At 56.8% G+C, this 14960-nt stretch carries 17 protein-coding genes; 10 read left to right on the top strand and 7 right to left on the bottom strand.

All coding sequences use genetic code 11. The features are described 5' to 3' along the window. Positions 1 to 78: 78 nt before the first annotated feature. The 3 genes from ABJI08_RS04135 to ABJI08_RS04125 are packed head-to-tail and all read right to left on the bottom strand — an operon-like array spanning position 79 to position 4220. Positions 79 to 2277 (bottom strand): PAS-domain containing protein, encoded by a 2199-nt coding sequence (locus ABJI08_RS04135; RefSeq protein ID WP_348400564.1) that lies wholly within the window; start codon positions 2275 to 2277, stop codon positions 79 to 81. Between the two features lie 3 nt (positions 2278 to 2280). Then, entirely contained in the window at positions 2281 to 3453 is a 1173-nt protein-coding gene (locus ABJI08_RS04130; protein WP_348400563.1) for an FIST N-terminal domain-containing protein, read from the bottom strand. 53 nt (positions 3454 to 3506) lie between these two features. Further along, positions 3507 to 4220, bottom strand: coding sequence for a response regulator transcription factor (locus ABJI08_RS04125; RefSeq protein ID WP_348400562.1), 714 nt, complete (start codon positions 4218 to 4220; stop codon positions 3507 to 3509). A 153-nt stretch (positions 4221 to 4373) separates the two neighbouring features. Between ABJI08_RS04125 and ABJI08_RS04120 the strand changes: the two genes are divergently transcribed. Beyond that, positions 4374 to 5117 carry an META domain-containing protein gene (locus tag ABJI08_RS04120; protein ID WP_348400561.1) on the top strand — a complete coding sequence of 248 codons (744 nt, stop codon included), beginning with the start codon at positions 4374 to 4376 and terminating at the stop codon, positions 5115 to 5117. A gap of 83 nt (positions 5118 to 5200) precedes the next feature. Beyond that, positions 5201 to 5389, top strand: coding sequence for a CTP synthetase (locus tag ABJI08_RS04115; protein WP_348400560.1), 189 nt, complete (start codon positions 5201 to 5203; stop codon positions 5387 to 5389). Here the strand turns inward: ABJI08_RS04115 and ABJI08_RS04110 are convergent. Beyond that, a complete protein-coding gene (locus ABJI08_RS04110; RefSeq protein ID WP_348400559.1) occupies positions 5371 to 6141 on the bottom strand; it encodes an alpha/beta fold hydrolase in 771 nt (256 codons plus the stop codon). The genes ABJI08_RS04115 and ABJI08_RS04110 overlap by 19 nt on opposite strands. Positions 6142 to 6217: 76 nt before the next feature. Between ABJI08_RS04110 and ABJI08_RS04105 the strand changes: the two genes are divergently transcribed. Continuing rightward, positions 6218 to 6592 (top strand): hypothetical protein, encoded by a 375-nt coding sequence (locus tag ABJI08_RS04105; protein ID WP_348400558.1) that lies wholly within the window; start codon positions 6218 to 6220, stop codon positions 6590 to 6592. 45 nt (positions 6593 to 6637) lie between these two features. Here ABJI08_RS04105 and ABJI08_RS04100 read toward each other — a convergent pair whose 3' ends face one another. Next, positions 6638 to 7813, bottom strand: coding sequence for a crosslink repair DNA glycosylase YcaQ family protein (locus tag ABJI08_RS04100; protein WP_348400557.1), 1176 nt, complete (start codon positions 7811 to 7813; stop codon positions 6638 to 6640). A 229-nt stretch (positions 7814 to 8042) separates the two neighbouring features. Between ABJI08_RS04100 and ABJI08_RS04095 the strand changes: the two genes are divergently transcribed. The 3 genes from ABJI08_RS04095 to ABJI08_RS04085 all read left to right on the top strand — a co-directional run bounded on the left by ABJI08_RS04095 (position 8043) and on the right by ABJI08_RS04085 (position 9759). Continuing rightward, complete coding sequence (locus ABJI08_RS04095) at positions 8043 to 8645, top strand: TetR/AcrR family transcriptional regulator (protein WP_348400556.1); 603 nt, start codon at positions 8043 to 8045, stop codon at positions 8643 to 8645. Positions 8646 to 8726: 81 nt separating this feature from the next. Continuing rightward, complete coding sequence (locus ABJI08_RS04090) at positions 8727 to 9410, top strand: PspA/IM30 family protein (RefSeq protein ID WP_348400555.1); 684 nt, start codon at positions 8727 to 8729, stop codon at positions 9408 to 9410. Between the two features lie 61 nt (positions 9411 to 9471). Continuing rightward, positions 9472 to 9759, top strand: a complete 288-nt coding sequence (locus ABJI08_RS04085; protein ID WP_348400554.1) for a hypothetical protein — start codon at positions 9472 to 9474, stop codon at positions 9757 to 9759. A gap of 53 nt (positions 9760 to 9812) precedes the next feature. On the opposite strand, the gene ABJI08_RS04080 is transcribed toward ABJI08_RS04085, so the two are convergent. Together ABJI08_RS04080 and glyA are read right to left on the bottom strand one after the other, a co-directional pair. Further along, on the bottom strand, positions 9813 to 10688 hold the full coding sequence (locus ABJI08_RS04080) for a LysR family transcriptional regulator (RefSeq protein WP_348400553.1): 876 nt from the start codon (positions 10686 to 10688) through the stop codon (positions 9813 to 9815). 358 nt (positions 10689 to 11046) lie between these two features. Then, positions 11047 to 12339: a serine hydroxymethyltransferase gene (gene glyA / locus ABJI08_RS04075; protein WP_348400552.1), complete on the bottom strand. Its 1293-nt coding sequence runs from the start codon at positions 12337 to 12339 to the stop codon at positions 11047 to 11049. 188 nt (positions 12340 to 12527) lie between these two features. On the opposite strand from glyA, the gene ABJI08_RS04070 reads away from it, so the two are divergent. The 4 genes from ABJI08_RS04070 (at position 12528) to ABJI08_RS04055 (ending at position 14853) form a co-directional block, all read left to right on the top strand. Further along, entirely contained in the window at positions 12528 to 13289 is a 762-nt protein-coding gene (locus ABJI08_RS04070) for an NAD kinase (RefSeq protein ID WP_348400551.1), read from the top strand. Positions 13290 to 13486: 197 nt separating this feature from the next. Then, positions 13487 to 14146 carry a metal-binding protein ZinT gene (locus tag ABJI08_RS04065; protein WP_348400550.1) on the top strand — a complete coding sequence of 220 codons (660 nt, stop codon included), beginning with the start codon at positions 13487 to 13489 and terminating at the stop codon, positions 14144 to 14146. A 145-nt stretch (positions 14147 to 14291) separates the two neighbouring features. After that, on the top strand, positions 14292 to 14615 hold the full coding sequence (locus ABJI08_RS04060) for a DUF6525 family protein (RefSeq protein ID WP_348400549.1): 324 nt from the start codon (positions 14292 to 14294) through the stop codon (positions 14613 to 14615). Positions 14616 to 14637: 22 nt separating this feature from the next. After that, the gene (locus ABJI08_RS04055; protein ID WP_348400548.1) at positions 14638 to 14853 is read left to right on the top strand and encodes a hypothetical protein; all 216 of its coding nucleotides are present in this window, start codon (positions 14638 to 14640) and stop codon (positions 14851 to 14853) included. Positions 14854 to 14960 lie beyond the last annotated feature (107 nt).

The raw sequence follows: 14960 nt of genomic DNA, 5'->3' as shown, positions 1-14960 counted from the left end.
GATCCGGTTTTGCGGCGTCGGTATTGCGTCGGTATTACGTCGGCAGCGCGTCGGCGTCATTTTTTCAGCATATGACGTTCAATTGGGCGCGGCGGTTTCCACAAATCCGCGCAACGCGTCAGGGTCGATCGGTTTGTAAAGCAACGCCGCCCCCAAACGCGTGCATTCCAGGGACAGTGGAACGGCGCGGTTAGCTGAAATCACACAGGCTGGAATGTCACCAAATCGGGCTCGCAAATCGGCAATCGCGTCGGTGCCAAACTGGCCATTATCAAGCTGGTAATCGGCCAATACCACATCCGGAGCGATATCGATTTCTTCCAGCAACGCCAGAGCTTCGGCGCCACCTTTGCAAGGCAAAACATCCGCGCCCCAGCTTTCCAGCGTCAGCGACAAAGCGTTTCGCAGGTCCGCATCGTTTTCGATCAGCAACACGATGCGTTTGGAAAGGCATGCAGTTTGTCGGGCGACCGGCCTGCCAAGGTCAAGCTCTTCCTGCACAGATTCCGGGAGTTCCAGCATAAATGTTGTACCTTGTCCCGGCACCGACTCCATTTCCAGCGGATGTTTGAGCAATCGACACGCCCGTTCAACAATGGCCAGCCCAAGCCCAAGCCCCTCAGAAGGGCTGGCCTGAGCGTTGACCCGGTGAAATTCGTCAAAGATTTTTTCGTGTTGCTCTTTGGGAATGCCCGGTCCGGTATCGTGTACGATAACACCAATCCGGCCCGGCTTGCGGGTAAGCGTCACGCTCACTGCGCCGACTTCGGTATAACGCAGCGCGTTGGAGATCAGATTTTGCAGGATGCGGCGCAAATAGGTGGCGTCACTGGTGACCATTGCCGGGTCTGCGTCGACGGTAAATTCTAACCCCTTTTCCTGTGCAAGTGGCTGCATTTCATCGCGTAATTGTGCCAACATCGCTTGTAGCGACAGATCGGTGATATCCACTGCAGCTGCACCTGAATCCAGACGCGAAATATCCAGCAATGCCCCCAGAATGTTCTCTACGCTTTGTAGGGCACCGCTGGTTTTGGTCATCCGTTCGCGCAGCTTGGCATCCTCCAGATCGCTTTCCAGAGAGGCAACAAACAGCTTGGCCGCCGACAAAGGCTGCAACAGATCATGGCTGGCCGCCGCGACAAACCGGGATTTGGAAGCATTGGCACGTTCGGCTTCTGACAGCGCGTCTTCCAGCTCCAACGTGCGCTCCATGACGCGACGTTCCAGCGTTTCGTTGACCTCGGAAATGGCCCGCACCGCACTGCGTTCGGCGGTGACGTCGGTAAAGCTGATCACAAAGCCGCCGTCCGGCATTTGTTGGGCAAACACCGCCAGCGTCCTGTCGCCCGATATGGTCAGTTCCAGCGACAAAGGCGCACGGCGCGCATTATGCGCGGCCCAGTTTGTCAGGATTTCCGCGTCCCCATTGGGTTGGGGTGGCATGTCCTGCAGCAGCAATCCATAGACTGTCTGAAACCGCGACCCAAGACGAAAGCGACCTGCCGGAATGGACAGCAACTCGCCAACCCGGCGATTCCACCCAACCAGCCTTGTTTGGTTGTCAAATATGCAAATTCCCTGATTGAGATGTTCAAGCGTGGCTTTGATCAGCTGTGCCTGATCGTCCAGCAGGCGTTCGCGTTCCTGACGTTCAATCAACACCATGTCAGTCACATCTGTCTGCAACACGACGGTGCCGCCATCACCGGTGCGGTGCTCGCTAACCTGCAACCAGCGGCTTCCGGTCATGCGGGCGTTGAACACCACATGATTGTCTTTGTGACGCAACATGCGCCGCGCTGCCCAATCCTGAGAGGTCACGCCGTCGGGCAGTTCCAAAAACGGGCTGCACGACACCAGCCGCACATATTCCTGGAACGGCAAACCGGGTTTGAAATGGTGGTGAATGTCCTGCATATGCTTGCCGAAACGGCTGTTGCACATGACCAGAGTTTCGTCCGCATCAAACAACGCAAAACCTTCTTGTACGGTTTCGATCGCATTGGCGAGGTTGGCGCGGGCTTCTTCAGCTGCAGCATTGGCCTGGCCTAATTGCGCGTTGGATTCATTGAGCAAATCCAATGCATGTTCCAGTTCGCGAGTACGTACACGCACCTCTTCCTCAAGCATCGCGGCGCGCTCGAACTGAGCATAAGCCATACCGGCCGGGTCGCTGCCCTGTTCTGTGCGGCGCATGAGCGTTTCGACAATTTTGAGCAGCTTTTCGTTTTGCCGTTCAAGGCTGTCAGTCGGGTCGATCAAATGGTGCGGCATGGGCTAGTGTTTGTCCGGCGGATAGATGGCCACCCCGGTCAGGGTCTGGTTCACATGCATTGAATTGACCTGTTCGCCATAGGTGGAAAAGCCAACAACCCGGTGTTTGGCCAATAGTTTTGACAGGCCATGCACAACCTGTTTCTGTTCAGCTTCGACGCGTCGCAACAGGCAGTCACAACCAAGGATCATGTCCGGTGCGCCGTTTTCAGACAACGCCTCCAGTTCGCGGTCCAGATGCACAACCATGTCTTCCGGTTCGGCCAATGTCAGAACAACGCCTTCGTCGATGGCGGAAAAGAATATCAGGTCGCCATTGTCTGCGACGCGCTGAATGGCACGCACGTGGGTTTTGTCGCCGATGCGCACCACGACAGGATGGGCCGCAAAGGTAAATGTCGACAATTGTTCGGGGTCTTTGCCCAACACGCGCGCATATTCGCGCGCGGCGGGTTCGGCGTTTATCTCGCGTACAAGGCGGCTGTTGGGATCGGCGCAGGTGACCACCATGCGTCGGTCGGTGGGTTGCAGATGGTCGGCCTTGAAAACGCGGATAGGGCAGTCTGACCTGACCTGCACCAGAACGGCTGCGTTTGCGTGGATCTGACCGTCGTGCAAAATCCAGGTTTCGCCAAAGTCTTCACCGTCGCCCGCAGAGCCGCCGAACAATGGCACTGGCCCAAGCCCGACCGCAAGCTCGGACGCCAGCGCGTCTTCGCGCATAGACATGCCGTCCACCAGCAGCAGGGCAAATTCGTAGTCCCAGTCCGGCGCCTGTTTGGCAAGCGCGTTCCGGTTGCGGATCATGTCGCCGATCAGGTCCTGTGTTTGGATGTCATTGAGATCATCGATCAACATTGTGCTGACAGTAAAATGCGAGCAGGGCAGGCCGACAGCAACGATCTGGTCCGAGGTGTAGCCCTGATGGCCAATTTCGCCAGCCGTTGTGCAGCCGACAACCTGCGCTTGGCCAAAGCGGCCATTTGCCTTGGCCAAAAAGTCGTTCAGATCGGTGTTGGGGGATAAAAACACAACCACAAGGCACAGGTCCTGAGGCGTTAGGGCTGCAACCAGCTGGTCCACAGCGTCGGGCGCCCGACAATCTGCAATTGCCGTGCGTACGATGTTTTGCGATTGGACATGATCCTGCATGGCCAGGTCTTTGACCTGATCCATATGATCTCCTCCCTTACTCCTTTGGTCCTCACTCCGATTTCAGAATAGGCGGGCTAGGCGTCATTGTGCAAGACCCTGTCAAAACTGGTTTCCTGTGCAATCAGGACCGCCTGGGTCCGGCTGTGAACGCCCAGTTTGCGCATGATCGCTGTGACATGCGCCTTAACGGTGGTTTCAGCAATCGACAGATCAAAGGCGATTTGTTTGTTCAGCTTGCCTTCGCAGATCAGCTTGAGGATACGCGCCTGTTGCGCTGTCAGTGACGCCAGACGGCTGACCGCATCGTCGCGTTCAACGTCGTCGTCCTCCTTCAGCAAAACGCACCCTTCGGGCAAGAACGTCTCGCCCTGCGCCAGGGTTTCAAGGGCGCGTCGGAATACTTCGCGCTGGCTGTGTTTCGGGATAAAACCCGATGCGCCTGCGTGGATGGCCGAGCTGACAACGCGATTATCGGTCATGGAGGAGACAACCACAATTGCGCCGCGGGTGGCCTTGCGCAAACGCAACAAGCCATCCAGACCTTTGACATCCGGCAAATTCAGATCGAGCACGATGATATCCGGGCTGGTTCCGTTTTCCAGAATGGACAAAGCGTCGCCAAGGCAGGGGGCGGTTGTGATGGTGCGGACAGTGGACACCGCCTGAAGGGTCATGGACAGCGCGTCACAAAACAGGGGGTGATCATCCACGACAAGGGCAGAATGAAAGGGAGGTTTTGACAGGTCTGGTTTGGCGTTGTTCATCGGCTCTTGCTGCTGTTGGGTCATACAAGCCTAGCAAAACCCGGACAAAAGGCCAAATGCGCCATTGGTCGTAGTATCAGACACATGGGCAAAGAATTGCCGGGGTGAACTGGCGATGCTTGAAGCACGCTTATGTCACCCTAAATTGGCTCGGTAGAGTTCAAAGGAAACCCCAAAATGTCTCACACATTGTCTCGCGCTGGTCTTGCCGCCACGCTTTGTCTTGCCGCGCTGCCGGCTTTGGCCGAATTTCGCACATTAGAGGGCACGGTTGCCTATCGTGCGCGGATTGCCATGCCACCCGAGGCGGTTGTGAACGTGCAATTGGTGGATATTTCGCTGGCCGATGCCCCATCGGTCATGTTGGGTGCGGTTGCGGTGCGTCCCGGGGGGCAGGTGCCAGTGGGCTGGCAGTTGACCTATGACGACGCCATGGTGTCCGACACGGGCCGTTATGCAGTACAGGCGGAAATCACATCCGGTGAAAAAACGTTGTTTCGTACTACACAGGTTTTTCCCGCCCTGACATCGGACGCGCCAGAGAAGGTAGACGTGATGGTTGAAATGTCACCCAAGCCTCAAATGCCCTCGTTGGCAGGTACAGCCTGGATTGGAGCGGAGCTTCCGGGTGTTGAGCTGGACCCAAAGAGAGTGCCTGAGCTGACATTTGGTCCGGAGGGTCGGGTCAGCGGTACATCCGGATGTAACCGGTTGAACGGAACCTATGAGAGCCAAGGTCAAAACGTGACATTCGGGCAGTTTGCTGTAACGCAAATGGCATGCCCGGGGCCATTGAATGACCAGGAGCGCGCGTTTTTCAAAATGCTCGATCAGGTGCGCAGTTATGCCATCGAAGATCGGGAGATGGTTTTGATGAATCACACCGGAGATGTTTTGATGCGATTTAACATCATGATTTAATCGGCATCTGACACAGATCAAAGATACATACCGATTAATGAATATATCTGACGGTAATCGTAAAATCTTGTCAGGAGTCGGCTATGTTGCGCCTTGCCTTTGTATTGCATCTGTTCATTGGAACCACGTTGGCCGGGATCGGCGTTGTCGCCGCGCTGGCCAGCGGAATGGACACGTTGACGCCCATTCTGGTGGGAGGTGGCCTTGGCTATCTGCTGTCATTTCCCGCCACCTGGGGCGTGGCAAAAATGATTTACGCAGCCGGGGCCTGACCCAGCCAAGCCTGAACTGATGCGATGAATTCGTGCGGTTTTTCCGCGTGCAGCCAGTGGCCTGCACCTGTGATCTTGGCGAACCGTGCCTTGGGGAACAAGGCGCGGATTGTCGGGCGGTGCTCTGGCAAAACGTAATCGGAATTCGCCCCCGACAGAAACAGCGTCGGTCTGCCGTATTCGCCAGTAACCTGTGGATAGGCAAGAATTTTCGGCATCTCGGCCTCAAGCGTGTCCAGATTCAGCAGCCAGCGCTTTTCGCGCACATCCAGCGACTGGGTGAAAAAGCTGCGCAGCGCAGCGTCGTCGATGGTTTGGCTCAGCTGATCCATCGCGTCCGAGCGTTTTTCGACCTGGCTCAGGTCAACGGCTCGCATGGACTGGATATGTTGGTTCTGATCATGGCTGTAGGCAACCGGGGCAATATCGGCCACGATCAGCCGGTTCACCAGTTCGGGTCTGGTTTGCGCCAGAACCATTGCCGCTTTGCCGCCCATTGAATGGCCCAGAACATCCATCGTCACGCCCTGCGCCGTGATCACTTCGGCCAGATCGCGCGCCATGTCTTCATAGGAATGCGTGTCGAACCACGGGCTGTGACCATGATTGCGCTGATCAACAGACAGAACGCGGCGCGTCAAGGCCAAGCGCTTGCCAATCGCGCTCCAGTTTCGCCCCGACCCATAGAGCCCATGTACGATTAATAAATCAGGTGCGTCGGTGCGGGTGCCATATTCGATCACGTTCAACATGGCCCTGTGATAGCGCGGGAAACCCGCTTGTTCCAGAGTGGTTGAGCCGCCGCGCGCGCATCGTTAGGATGCGGCCATGATTGATCCCGCCGATATTGACCGCAAAAGCCAGCGACTTTTGAAACTTGCGCGTGAAAAGTTCGGCGTGAAGGCCGAGACGCTTGAGGTGGCCATGCGCAAGATCGGGCGACGTGTGCCCAAACAGGTGCAGGCGCAGGCGCGGGTGATCGTTTTGGCGCAACAACAGGCCGGGCATCCCAAACTGATGCTTCAGACCGATGCACAAAGCATCGAGGCCGCTTATGAAGCCGTGCACAAACGATTGAAGGAAGAAGACACTGCAGATCGTCGTAAGGGCGCTATTCTGGGCACGTTAGGGGCGCTGAGTTTCAACCTGATCGCGCTTTGTGCGTTGCTTTTGGGCGTTCTGGTCTGGCGTGGGTTTCTTTGACCTAAGCCCGCCCAAGCCCGGCGCCCTGATCCGGTTGGGCACCTTCTAGGATTCGGGATGCGGCGCACAGTCCCACGCAATATTTGGCGTCCCGACAAAGCGCGCCATGCGGATCAGTTCAGCGTCCAGTTTGGTGGCGCGGGCCGGGGTCCATCTGACCCCTTGTTCGGCCCACAGTTTGTACACCGTTAAAACGCCCGCCTTACGGTCCGCCTTGGCTTCAATCCGCCCGACAAACCGGTCACCTTCCAGAAGGGGATAGACATAATACCCCCATTTACGTTTGGCGGCGGGCACAAAAATCTCGATCCGATAGTCGAACCCAAACAACCGCTTCATTCGGTCGCGGTCGCGCACCACCGGGTCAAACGGGCTGAGAATGCGCAGCCGGGATGTGGCGGCGGACGCATTTTCCAACCGGTCCGAAATATCAGGCGGTGCCAGCATAGTGATCCATTCGCGGGCCGCCGTTTCCACCTGTACCGGGCGCAGATCAGCGCCGTCTACCCAGGCGCGTATTTCGACCGCGCTGGCCGTGTCCCAAAATCGCTGAATTTCTCCGGGGCTGGCAAATCCCAGACGGTCGACCGCCTGACGGCATAACCAATCCAGCGCCACACCCTCATCGATGTCCGTATCCCGCATTGCGTCCGGGATCACGCGTTCGCTCAAGTTATAGAACTTGCGAAAATTCTCGCGGTAACAGGTCGAAAGCTCGCCCGTATACCACATGAAATCCAACGCCAGCTTGTGCGGAGGGCGCTTCCACATTTCCTTGGCGCCCTGAATTTTCGTGTCAAACGCCATCGTCGACAACGCGCCCTCATTGGCAATGCGCGCCTTGATGGCCTGACGATCCTGCGGCCCCGGCAACCCCTTGAACCACCCGGCCTGTGACATGATCTCGGCCTTGCGACGGAACTGGCGCCGCCAGTAGGGATAGGTTTCTATGGGCAGGACCGAGGCATCATGCGTGAAATGCTCAAACACGCTGCGGTCTTTGGCGAGCAACTTATCCAGCATCGGTTCGCGGTAATTCTGGTTGCGCGACCACAAGATATGATGATGCGCACGGGCAAGAACCTGTATCGAATCCAGCTGAACAAACCCAAGCTGACGGATTGTGGTCAACGGATCGGCCGGGCCCGTTGGGGTGGCCGCCAGCGCCTGATTGCTCAGCCACAGGCGGCGGGCATCGCGATTGGAAATTCTGAATGTCATTGGGGCACGCTAACGGGTGCTTGCGAACAAATAAAGAACAAACAGGCAAGGGCACACCATGTTTGCGCGGCAGCACAAGCTCGCCAAAGGCGAGCCATGCCCAACGCTTTGTGACGCGGCTTGCCGCGGGTCAAAGGGGCGGGAGCGCTGGCGGGCCTGAGTGTGACCGACCTTGTTTGTCTGTCGGTGTGCCTGTATCCTGAACGTGGTTCAAAAAAGGGAAACCAACGTGGCAGGAAAAGTAGCGGCGCGCAGGGCAGACCTCAGGCAAAAGCTGGTCAGCGTGGCGCAGGCACAGATCGAACAAAACGGGTTGGCCGCCGTCAAGGCGCGGGATCTGGCCAAAGAGGCGGGCTGCTCGCTGGGGGCGATCTATAACGTGTTTGACGACCTCAACGACCTTGTCCTTGAGGTGAACGGCATCACGTTTCGCAAACTTGGTCAGGCCGTCATCGCGTCAGTGGCCGGGTCCGGGGCAGGGCCCAGACAGCGGCTTGTCCTGATGTCACATGCCTATCTGGACTTTGCATCCGGGAACGCAAATCTGTGGCGCGCGCTGTTTGATCTGCGTATGACCGCAAATGGCCCGGTGCCCGATTGGTACTTGCAAGCCCTTGATCAGCTGTTCGGAAATATCCGCGATCCTCTTTGCGAGCTGTTTCCCGACATGTCGTCTGAGGACCTTGAGATGATGACGCGAACGTTGTTCTCATCAGTTCATGGTATTGTGCTGTTGGGTTTGGAAAACCGGATCTCTGGTGTGCCCACTGAAAACATCCGCAAAATGATTGCTCAGTTGCTCTTGAGAATTGGCGCCGAAGAAAAAAATTGAACATTGTTCAAAAACCTCTTGAACAATGTTCACGATGCGCTATGTTCAATTTGTGAACGACGTTCATAAATGGAGAGTGACATGTTGGGTACTTTAAAAACTTTGATGATCGGCGCTTCTGCGCGCAGCGAAGAAAAGGTCAGAGACCAGTTTGCAATCGAGTTGATCGACCAGAAAATCCGGGAAGCGACAGATAACCTCAAAGCCGCCAAAGTGGCATTGGCAAGCCTGATACAGCGCGAACGGGCCGAGACGCGCCAGATGGAAGCGCTTGACGGCCGTATCAGCGATCTGATGGCCCGGGCAGGCGAGGCCCTGCAAGGCGGGCGCGAGGATCTGGCCACCCAAGCGGCGCAGGCTGTGGCAGATCTGGAAAACGAACGCAGCGTGCGGGAAAACACGGTGCATCGTCTGCAAAACCGCATCCTGCAACTGCGCCAGTCCGTGGCAACAGCCCATCGTCGTATCATCGATCTGAAACAGGGCGCGGTTGCTGCGCGCGCTGCCCGCAAAGAGCAGGGCATTCAGCGCCGGGTGAACCCGAACCTGAGCAAAACCAGCCCGTTTGAAGAAGCAGAAGAGCTGATCTCAAAAGTTCTGGGTCAGGACGATCCGTTTGAGCAGGGCGAAATCCTGCGAGAGATCGAGACCGGGCTGGATCACAGCGATCTTGCCGGGCGCATGGCAGATGCCGGATTTGGACATCAGGACAAATCCACCGCAACAGATGTCTTGAACCGTATCAAAGACCAGAAAACTCAATAATTTCGGCCCGACGCAGGGCCAACCTTCACTCCAAATTCAATAATTTATCAGGAGATTTTAAATGCATAATGACCGTACAGACAGTGGACTGATCATGTTAATCAATGGCGCAGGCGTTGCGTTGGCCTATGGGCTGCTGGCCATTTCGCTGTGGCTTTCGACCGATGTGCCGCTGTCTACCAAGGGATATTGGGGCATGGGGATCGTGCTTTTGACGATCAGCCTGATCAATGTTGTCAAATACCGCTTTGACGCGCGCTCCAGCGAAGACCGCATCCGCCGGATCGAAGATGCGCGCGACGAAAAGCTTCTGGAAGAAGCGTTGATGGACCCCGCATCCAAGGTCTGACGCTACAAAATACGCGCTGATGCACCCGGGGTCTGCCCCGGGTGTTTTGCGTTTCACGATCGGGCAGCAGACAGCACCCATTTCATAAACGCCTTTTGCCGGGAGCTTTTGGGCCCGGGTAACGTTATCAGATAGTACCCAAGGTCTTTAACCGGCAGGCGACATATCCGGATTAACGTGCCGTTTCCAACGTCTCGTTCCACTAGCGATTTGGGATGCACGGACACCCCCAGCCCTGCCAGAGTAGCCGACAATACAAGTTCGTTGGTTTCCAGAACGGTCACGTCGACACGGTCAAGTTCCAGACCGGCATCTTCCACGACCGGTCGCCATTCCAGCATGTGCGTCTCCATGATCCACGGCAGCATGGCGACGTCCAGAAGGCCCGAGACGGCGCGATCCTGAAGCAGCCCGGGGGCAGCCACGACCCAGAATTCGCCATGCGTCAGCAACTGGCAGTCCAGCCCTTTCCAGTCCCCGTCTCCAAATCGGATCGACATGTCAAAATTGTCACGCTGCAGATCGACCAAAGCGATGCTTGGGTTGATGTTTAGTTTGACGTCCGGGTGGGTTTGCCAAAAGCTGCCGATCCGGGGCATCAGCCAATTGGCCGCGAAGGACGGCGTGACGCTGACATTCAGCGGTTGGGTTTCCTTGCGTCTCTGTAATGTGGCGACACCTTTGGCAATTATGGCGAAGCCTTGGCTCAGGTCTTGGGCGAGCCCACGTCCGGCTTCGGTTGTGGCGACACCTCGCCCTGACCGGTGCAACAGTGGTTCGACCAACACCTTTTCGAGCTGTCGAACATGCTGCGCAATGGCAGCGTGGGAGACGTTCAGTTCCCGTGCCGCGGCGCTGAGGCTGCCGTGCCGAGCGGCAGCTTCAAAGGCACGTAGTGCCGAAAGTGATGGCAGTGCGGACCAATCCATAATGTAACTCCAGCTTACAGTTCAAAAACCATATTGAATGGAAAATATCGAAAAAGTCCATAAATTACCGACATAGAACAGAACTGGAGTATGAAAATGTTTGGAATACTTTCAAATGCATTCCGTGTTGCAACGCGCGAAGGTCGTTGGGGATCCGGTGATTTTCCCCGCAGCCCGAAAGAGCTTCTCCCGTCTCATCAGGGGCTGCGTTCGCGAGGCAAGGGAACGCGCGTGTCGCCCAAGAACCGGCGAAGCGATTCTACGGCCGCCACGTCGGAACGTCGATAGGCTGAAGCGAAAACGCCCGGCCGTTGGGCCGGGCGTTCGTGCATTCAATCCGGTTGGCAATCCGGTTGGATTACAGGTTGGGATACATCGGGAAGCGGGCGCAAAGCTCGGCCACTTCGGCTTTGACCTTGGCTTCCACGTCGGCATTGCCGTCTTCGCCATTGGCAGCCAAACCTTCGACAACTTCGATGATCCAGTCTGCGATCTGGCGGAATTCAGCCTCGCCAAACCCGCGCGTCGTGCCCGCCGGGGTGCCCAGACGAATACCGGATGTTACCATCGGTTTTTCAGGGTCAAACGGAATGCCGTTTTTGTTGGTGGTGATATGCGCACGCCCCAGCGCTTTTTCGGTGGCGTTGCCTTTGACACCCTTGGGGCGCAAGTCGACCAGCATCACATGCGTATCGGTGCCGCCGGTGACGATATCCAGCCCGCCTTTCATCAACTGATCCGACAGGGCGACGGCGTTGGCGCGCACCTGCTTGATGTAGTCTTTGAATTCGGGACGCAGAGCTTCGCCAAAGGCCACGGCCTTGGCTGCAATCACATGCATCAACGGGCCGCCCTGAATGCCGGGGAAGATCGCTGAGTTGACCTTTTTGGCGATGGCTTCGTCATTGGTCAGAATCATGCCGCCGCGTGGGCCGCGCAGGGTTTTGTGCGTGGTTGTGGTGGCAATGTCCGCATGCGGAAACGGCGAGGGGTGTTCGCCTGCGGCCACCAGACCGGCAAAATGCGCCATGTCGACCATCAGAAGCGCGCCAACCGAATCTGCGATCTCGCGGAATTTGGCAAAGTCGATCTGGCGCGGGATGGCGGATCCACCGGCGATGATCAGCTTGGGCTGATGTTCGGTCGCCAGCGCCTGAATTTCATCATAGTCGATCAGGTTGTCTTGTTTGCGCACACCGTATTGCACAGCGTTGAACCATTTGCCCGACTGGTTGGGCGCTGCGCCGTGGGTCAGGTGCCCGCCTGACGCAAGGTTCATCCCCAGAATGGTGTCACCGGGTTTGATCAGCGCCTGAAACGCGCCCTGGTTGGCTTGTGAGCCCGAATTTGGCTGAACATTCACAAAGTCACAGCCAAACAACTGTTTGGCGCGGTCAATTGCCAGATTTTCGGCCACGTCCACATATTGGCACCCGCCATAGTAGCGGCGTCCGGGATAACCTTCGGCATATTTGTTGGTCATGACCGACCCTTGCGCTTCCATTACGGCGGCAGAGACGATGTTTTCCGAGGCGATCAGCTCGATCTCGTCGCGCTGACGGCCCAGTTCGTCGGTGATCGACGCAAAAAGCTCGGGGTCGCGGCTCGACAGAGCCTCGGTAAAGAAACCGGTGTCGCGGTGTGCGGTCATGGATATTGCTCCAGGTCAAGTGGTCAGGTGGCTGCGTTGGCGGTGTACCTAAAGGAAAGGGCATAGGGTTAAAAGGTCCCAAAGCGACACAAATCCTTGCCCCAACGCCTTCTATGGTGCAGTGGATAAACATATGTCCCGATCGGAAACATGCGTGCGGGGCAGGGAAACATTTGTCCGAGGCTGTCATGTCCCAGAGAATCGCTTTTCTAGCCAGCGAGGCCCCCGTGGCCCAAACCGCACGCGCGGCCCTGATTGGGCGTCATGGCAATTGTGCGCCCGAGGCAGCGGATGTGATTGTCGCGCTGGGCGGGGACGGGTTTATGCTGCAGACCCTGCACACCACACAATCGCTGAACATCCCGGTTTATGGGATGAACCGGGGCACGGTTGGCTTTCTGATGAACGCTTATTCCGAGTCTAACCTGCCAGAGCGGCTTGCCGCAGCGCAGGAAGAGGTGCTGAACCCGCTGACCATGCACGCCACATGCGTCGATGGCAGCCACCACGAAGCGCTGGCCATCAACGAAGTATCCCTGCTACGTGCCGGACCTCAGGCGGCCAAGCTGCGCATCACCATCGATGAGCGCTTGCGCATGGAGGAACTGGTCTGTGACGGCGCGCTGGTCAGCACTCCGGCCGGATCCACCGCCTATAACTATTCCGCCCACGGTCCGATCCTGCCGATTGGGTCAGACGTGCTGGCCCTGACCGCAATCGCCCCGTTCCGCCCACGCCGCTGGCGCGGCGCTTTGGTGCCAAAATCGGCTGTCGTCCGGTTCGAAATCCTGAACCCGGAAAAACGCCCAGTCATGGCCGAAGCCGATAGCCGCGCCGTACGGGATGTGGTTTCGGTGAGTATTCAGTCCGAGATGCGTGTCCAGCACCATATTCTTTTTGATCCCGGGCATGGGCTGGAAGAACGGCTGATCCGCGAACAGTTTGTGTGACGGCGGCAGGCCCGGCTTACGCACAAAACGGTCGTAAGTTCGCCCAAGCTTAATGATCCTTTTCAGTTTTCCATCAACATCTGCTTCCTAACCTGGCGGTTAGGCGCCTGCATGCCTTGCCAATCACAATCGGAAAAAATAGAAAGTCAAAATGTTATGATATAACATACCGAATCGACAAAAACAGGAACCTTCCCATGCAACGGACAATCCTCAAACAAGCAGGCGTTATCGCATTTGGTGCGCTGATCGTATTTTCGACTCAGGCACTGGCCCAGACAACGACAAATTCCGACAAAGCAGCGGAACATAAACACGCGCATCAGGCTAAGGAACCATCTTTGATCAACGAGGCCGAGATACAGCCCCGCAGCTTGTCTGACTGGGCCGGTGACTGGCAATCTCTCTACCCCCACTTACAGGACGGCACTTTGGACGTTGTGATGGAGCACAAAGCTGAAAGCGGGAAAAAGACAGCAGAGGAGTACCGCGCGTATTACGAGGTTGGCTACAAGACGGATGTGGAGCGTATTCTGATCGATGGCACGAGCGTGACGTTCTTTCGGGAAGGGCAGCCGGTGCGGGGACAATATGCGGACGATGGATACGAAATTCTGACCTACAAATCGGGCAACCAGGGGGTGCGGTTCCTTTTTGAAAAGTCTGGCGGCGACGAAGCCGCGCCTCAGTCTATCCAATTCAGCGACCACAAAATCGTGCCGACCAAAGCCGATCACTATCACCTTTATTGGGGGGACGACCGGGCTGAGTTGCAAAGCGAAGTTACCAATTGGCCAACATATTTTCCGTCTGATCTGAGCGGTTCAGAGATCGCATCCGAAATGATGGCTCACTAAAAATTATGGCGCAGGCGGATATTCTGTCGCGCCAGAAAGCGGGGCACAGGCCACTTGGGCAAGTGTCCCGCCTCGTTTTCTAAAAAAGGCCTATCGTCTCAAGGACCCGGCCAAATGACATTCAAATTGATGATCCTTTTTCGAAATGGTTCCGTGCGCCGGTGGTCGGGTGTTGGGCATGGCTGAAAAGAAAGATGCCCTTGCGCGGCGCGGCAGCAATGCCCGCACGAGTTTACGCCGAAAAAAACGGACAGGAGACCCGATGGCCGCCTATAATCGGTTGCCAGCAGACCTGCGGGCATGGCTTGCATACGCCGCGCTGCCCTGGTCGCTTCGGTCTGCTTTGCGGGTTTGGCGGTCTGCGATAAAAGCCAACGGTGATGACACGACTGCAGCGCGATTGTACCTAAGCCAGCTAGAGCAAAAAAGGCTCGATCAGGAAGCTGGTAAAATCTGGGGTGCCGACTAAGCGAAGGCGGTCAGGCGGGCACTTGACCCCACCAAATGGCCCCGTGATGGCCGAAGCTGACAGCCGGTGTTTGCGTGATGTGAATTCGGTCAGTATCCAGTCCGAAATGCGTGTGCAGCACCTTATCTTCTTTGTTCCGGGGCAGGGGGTGCTGGAACGGCTGAACCGAGAACAGTTAGTGCGATGGTCCAAAGTCCGCCCCGTGGGGCGGTTTCAACGGGTGAGTGCAACACTTTAGTCTCTTTTGAAAGATGGAGTGTTGGAGATGAAGTATCGCACAAGGACGTTTTACACTGACGAACAGAAGTCCGAGATGTGGGATCGGTGGCAACGCGGAGAGTCGAT

The organism is Shimia sp., from assembly GCF_039969785.1.
Lineage (GTDB): Bacteria > Pseudomonadota > Alphaproteobacteria > Rhodobacterales > Rhodobacteraceae > Shimia.
The sequence above is the reverse complement of the archived record's forward strand: the minus strand, read 5'-3'. Positions and strand labels throughout refer to the sequence as shown.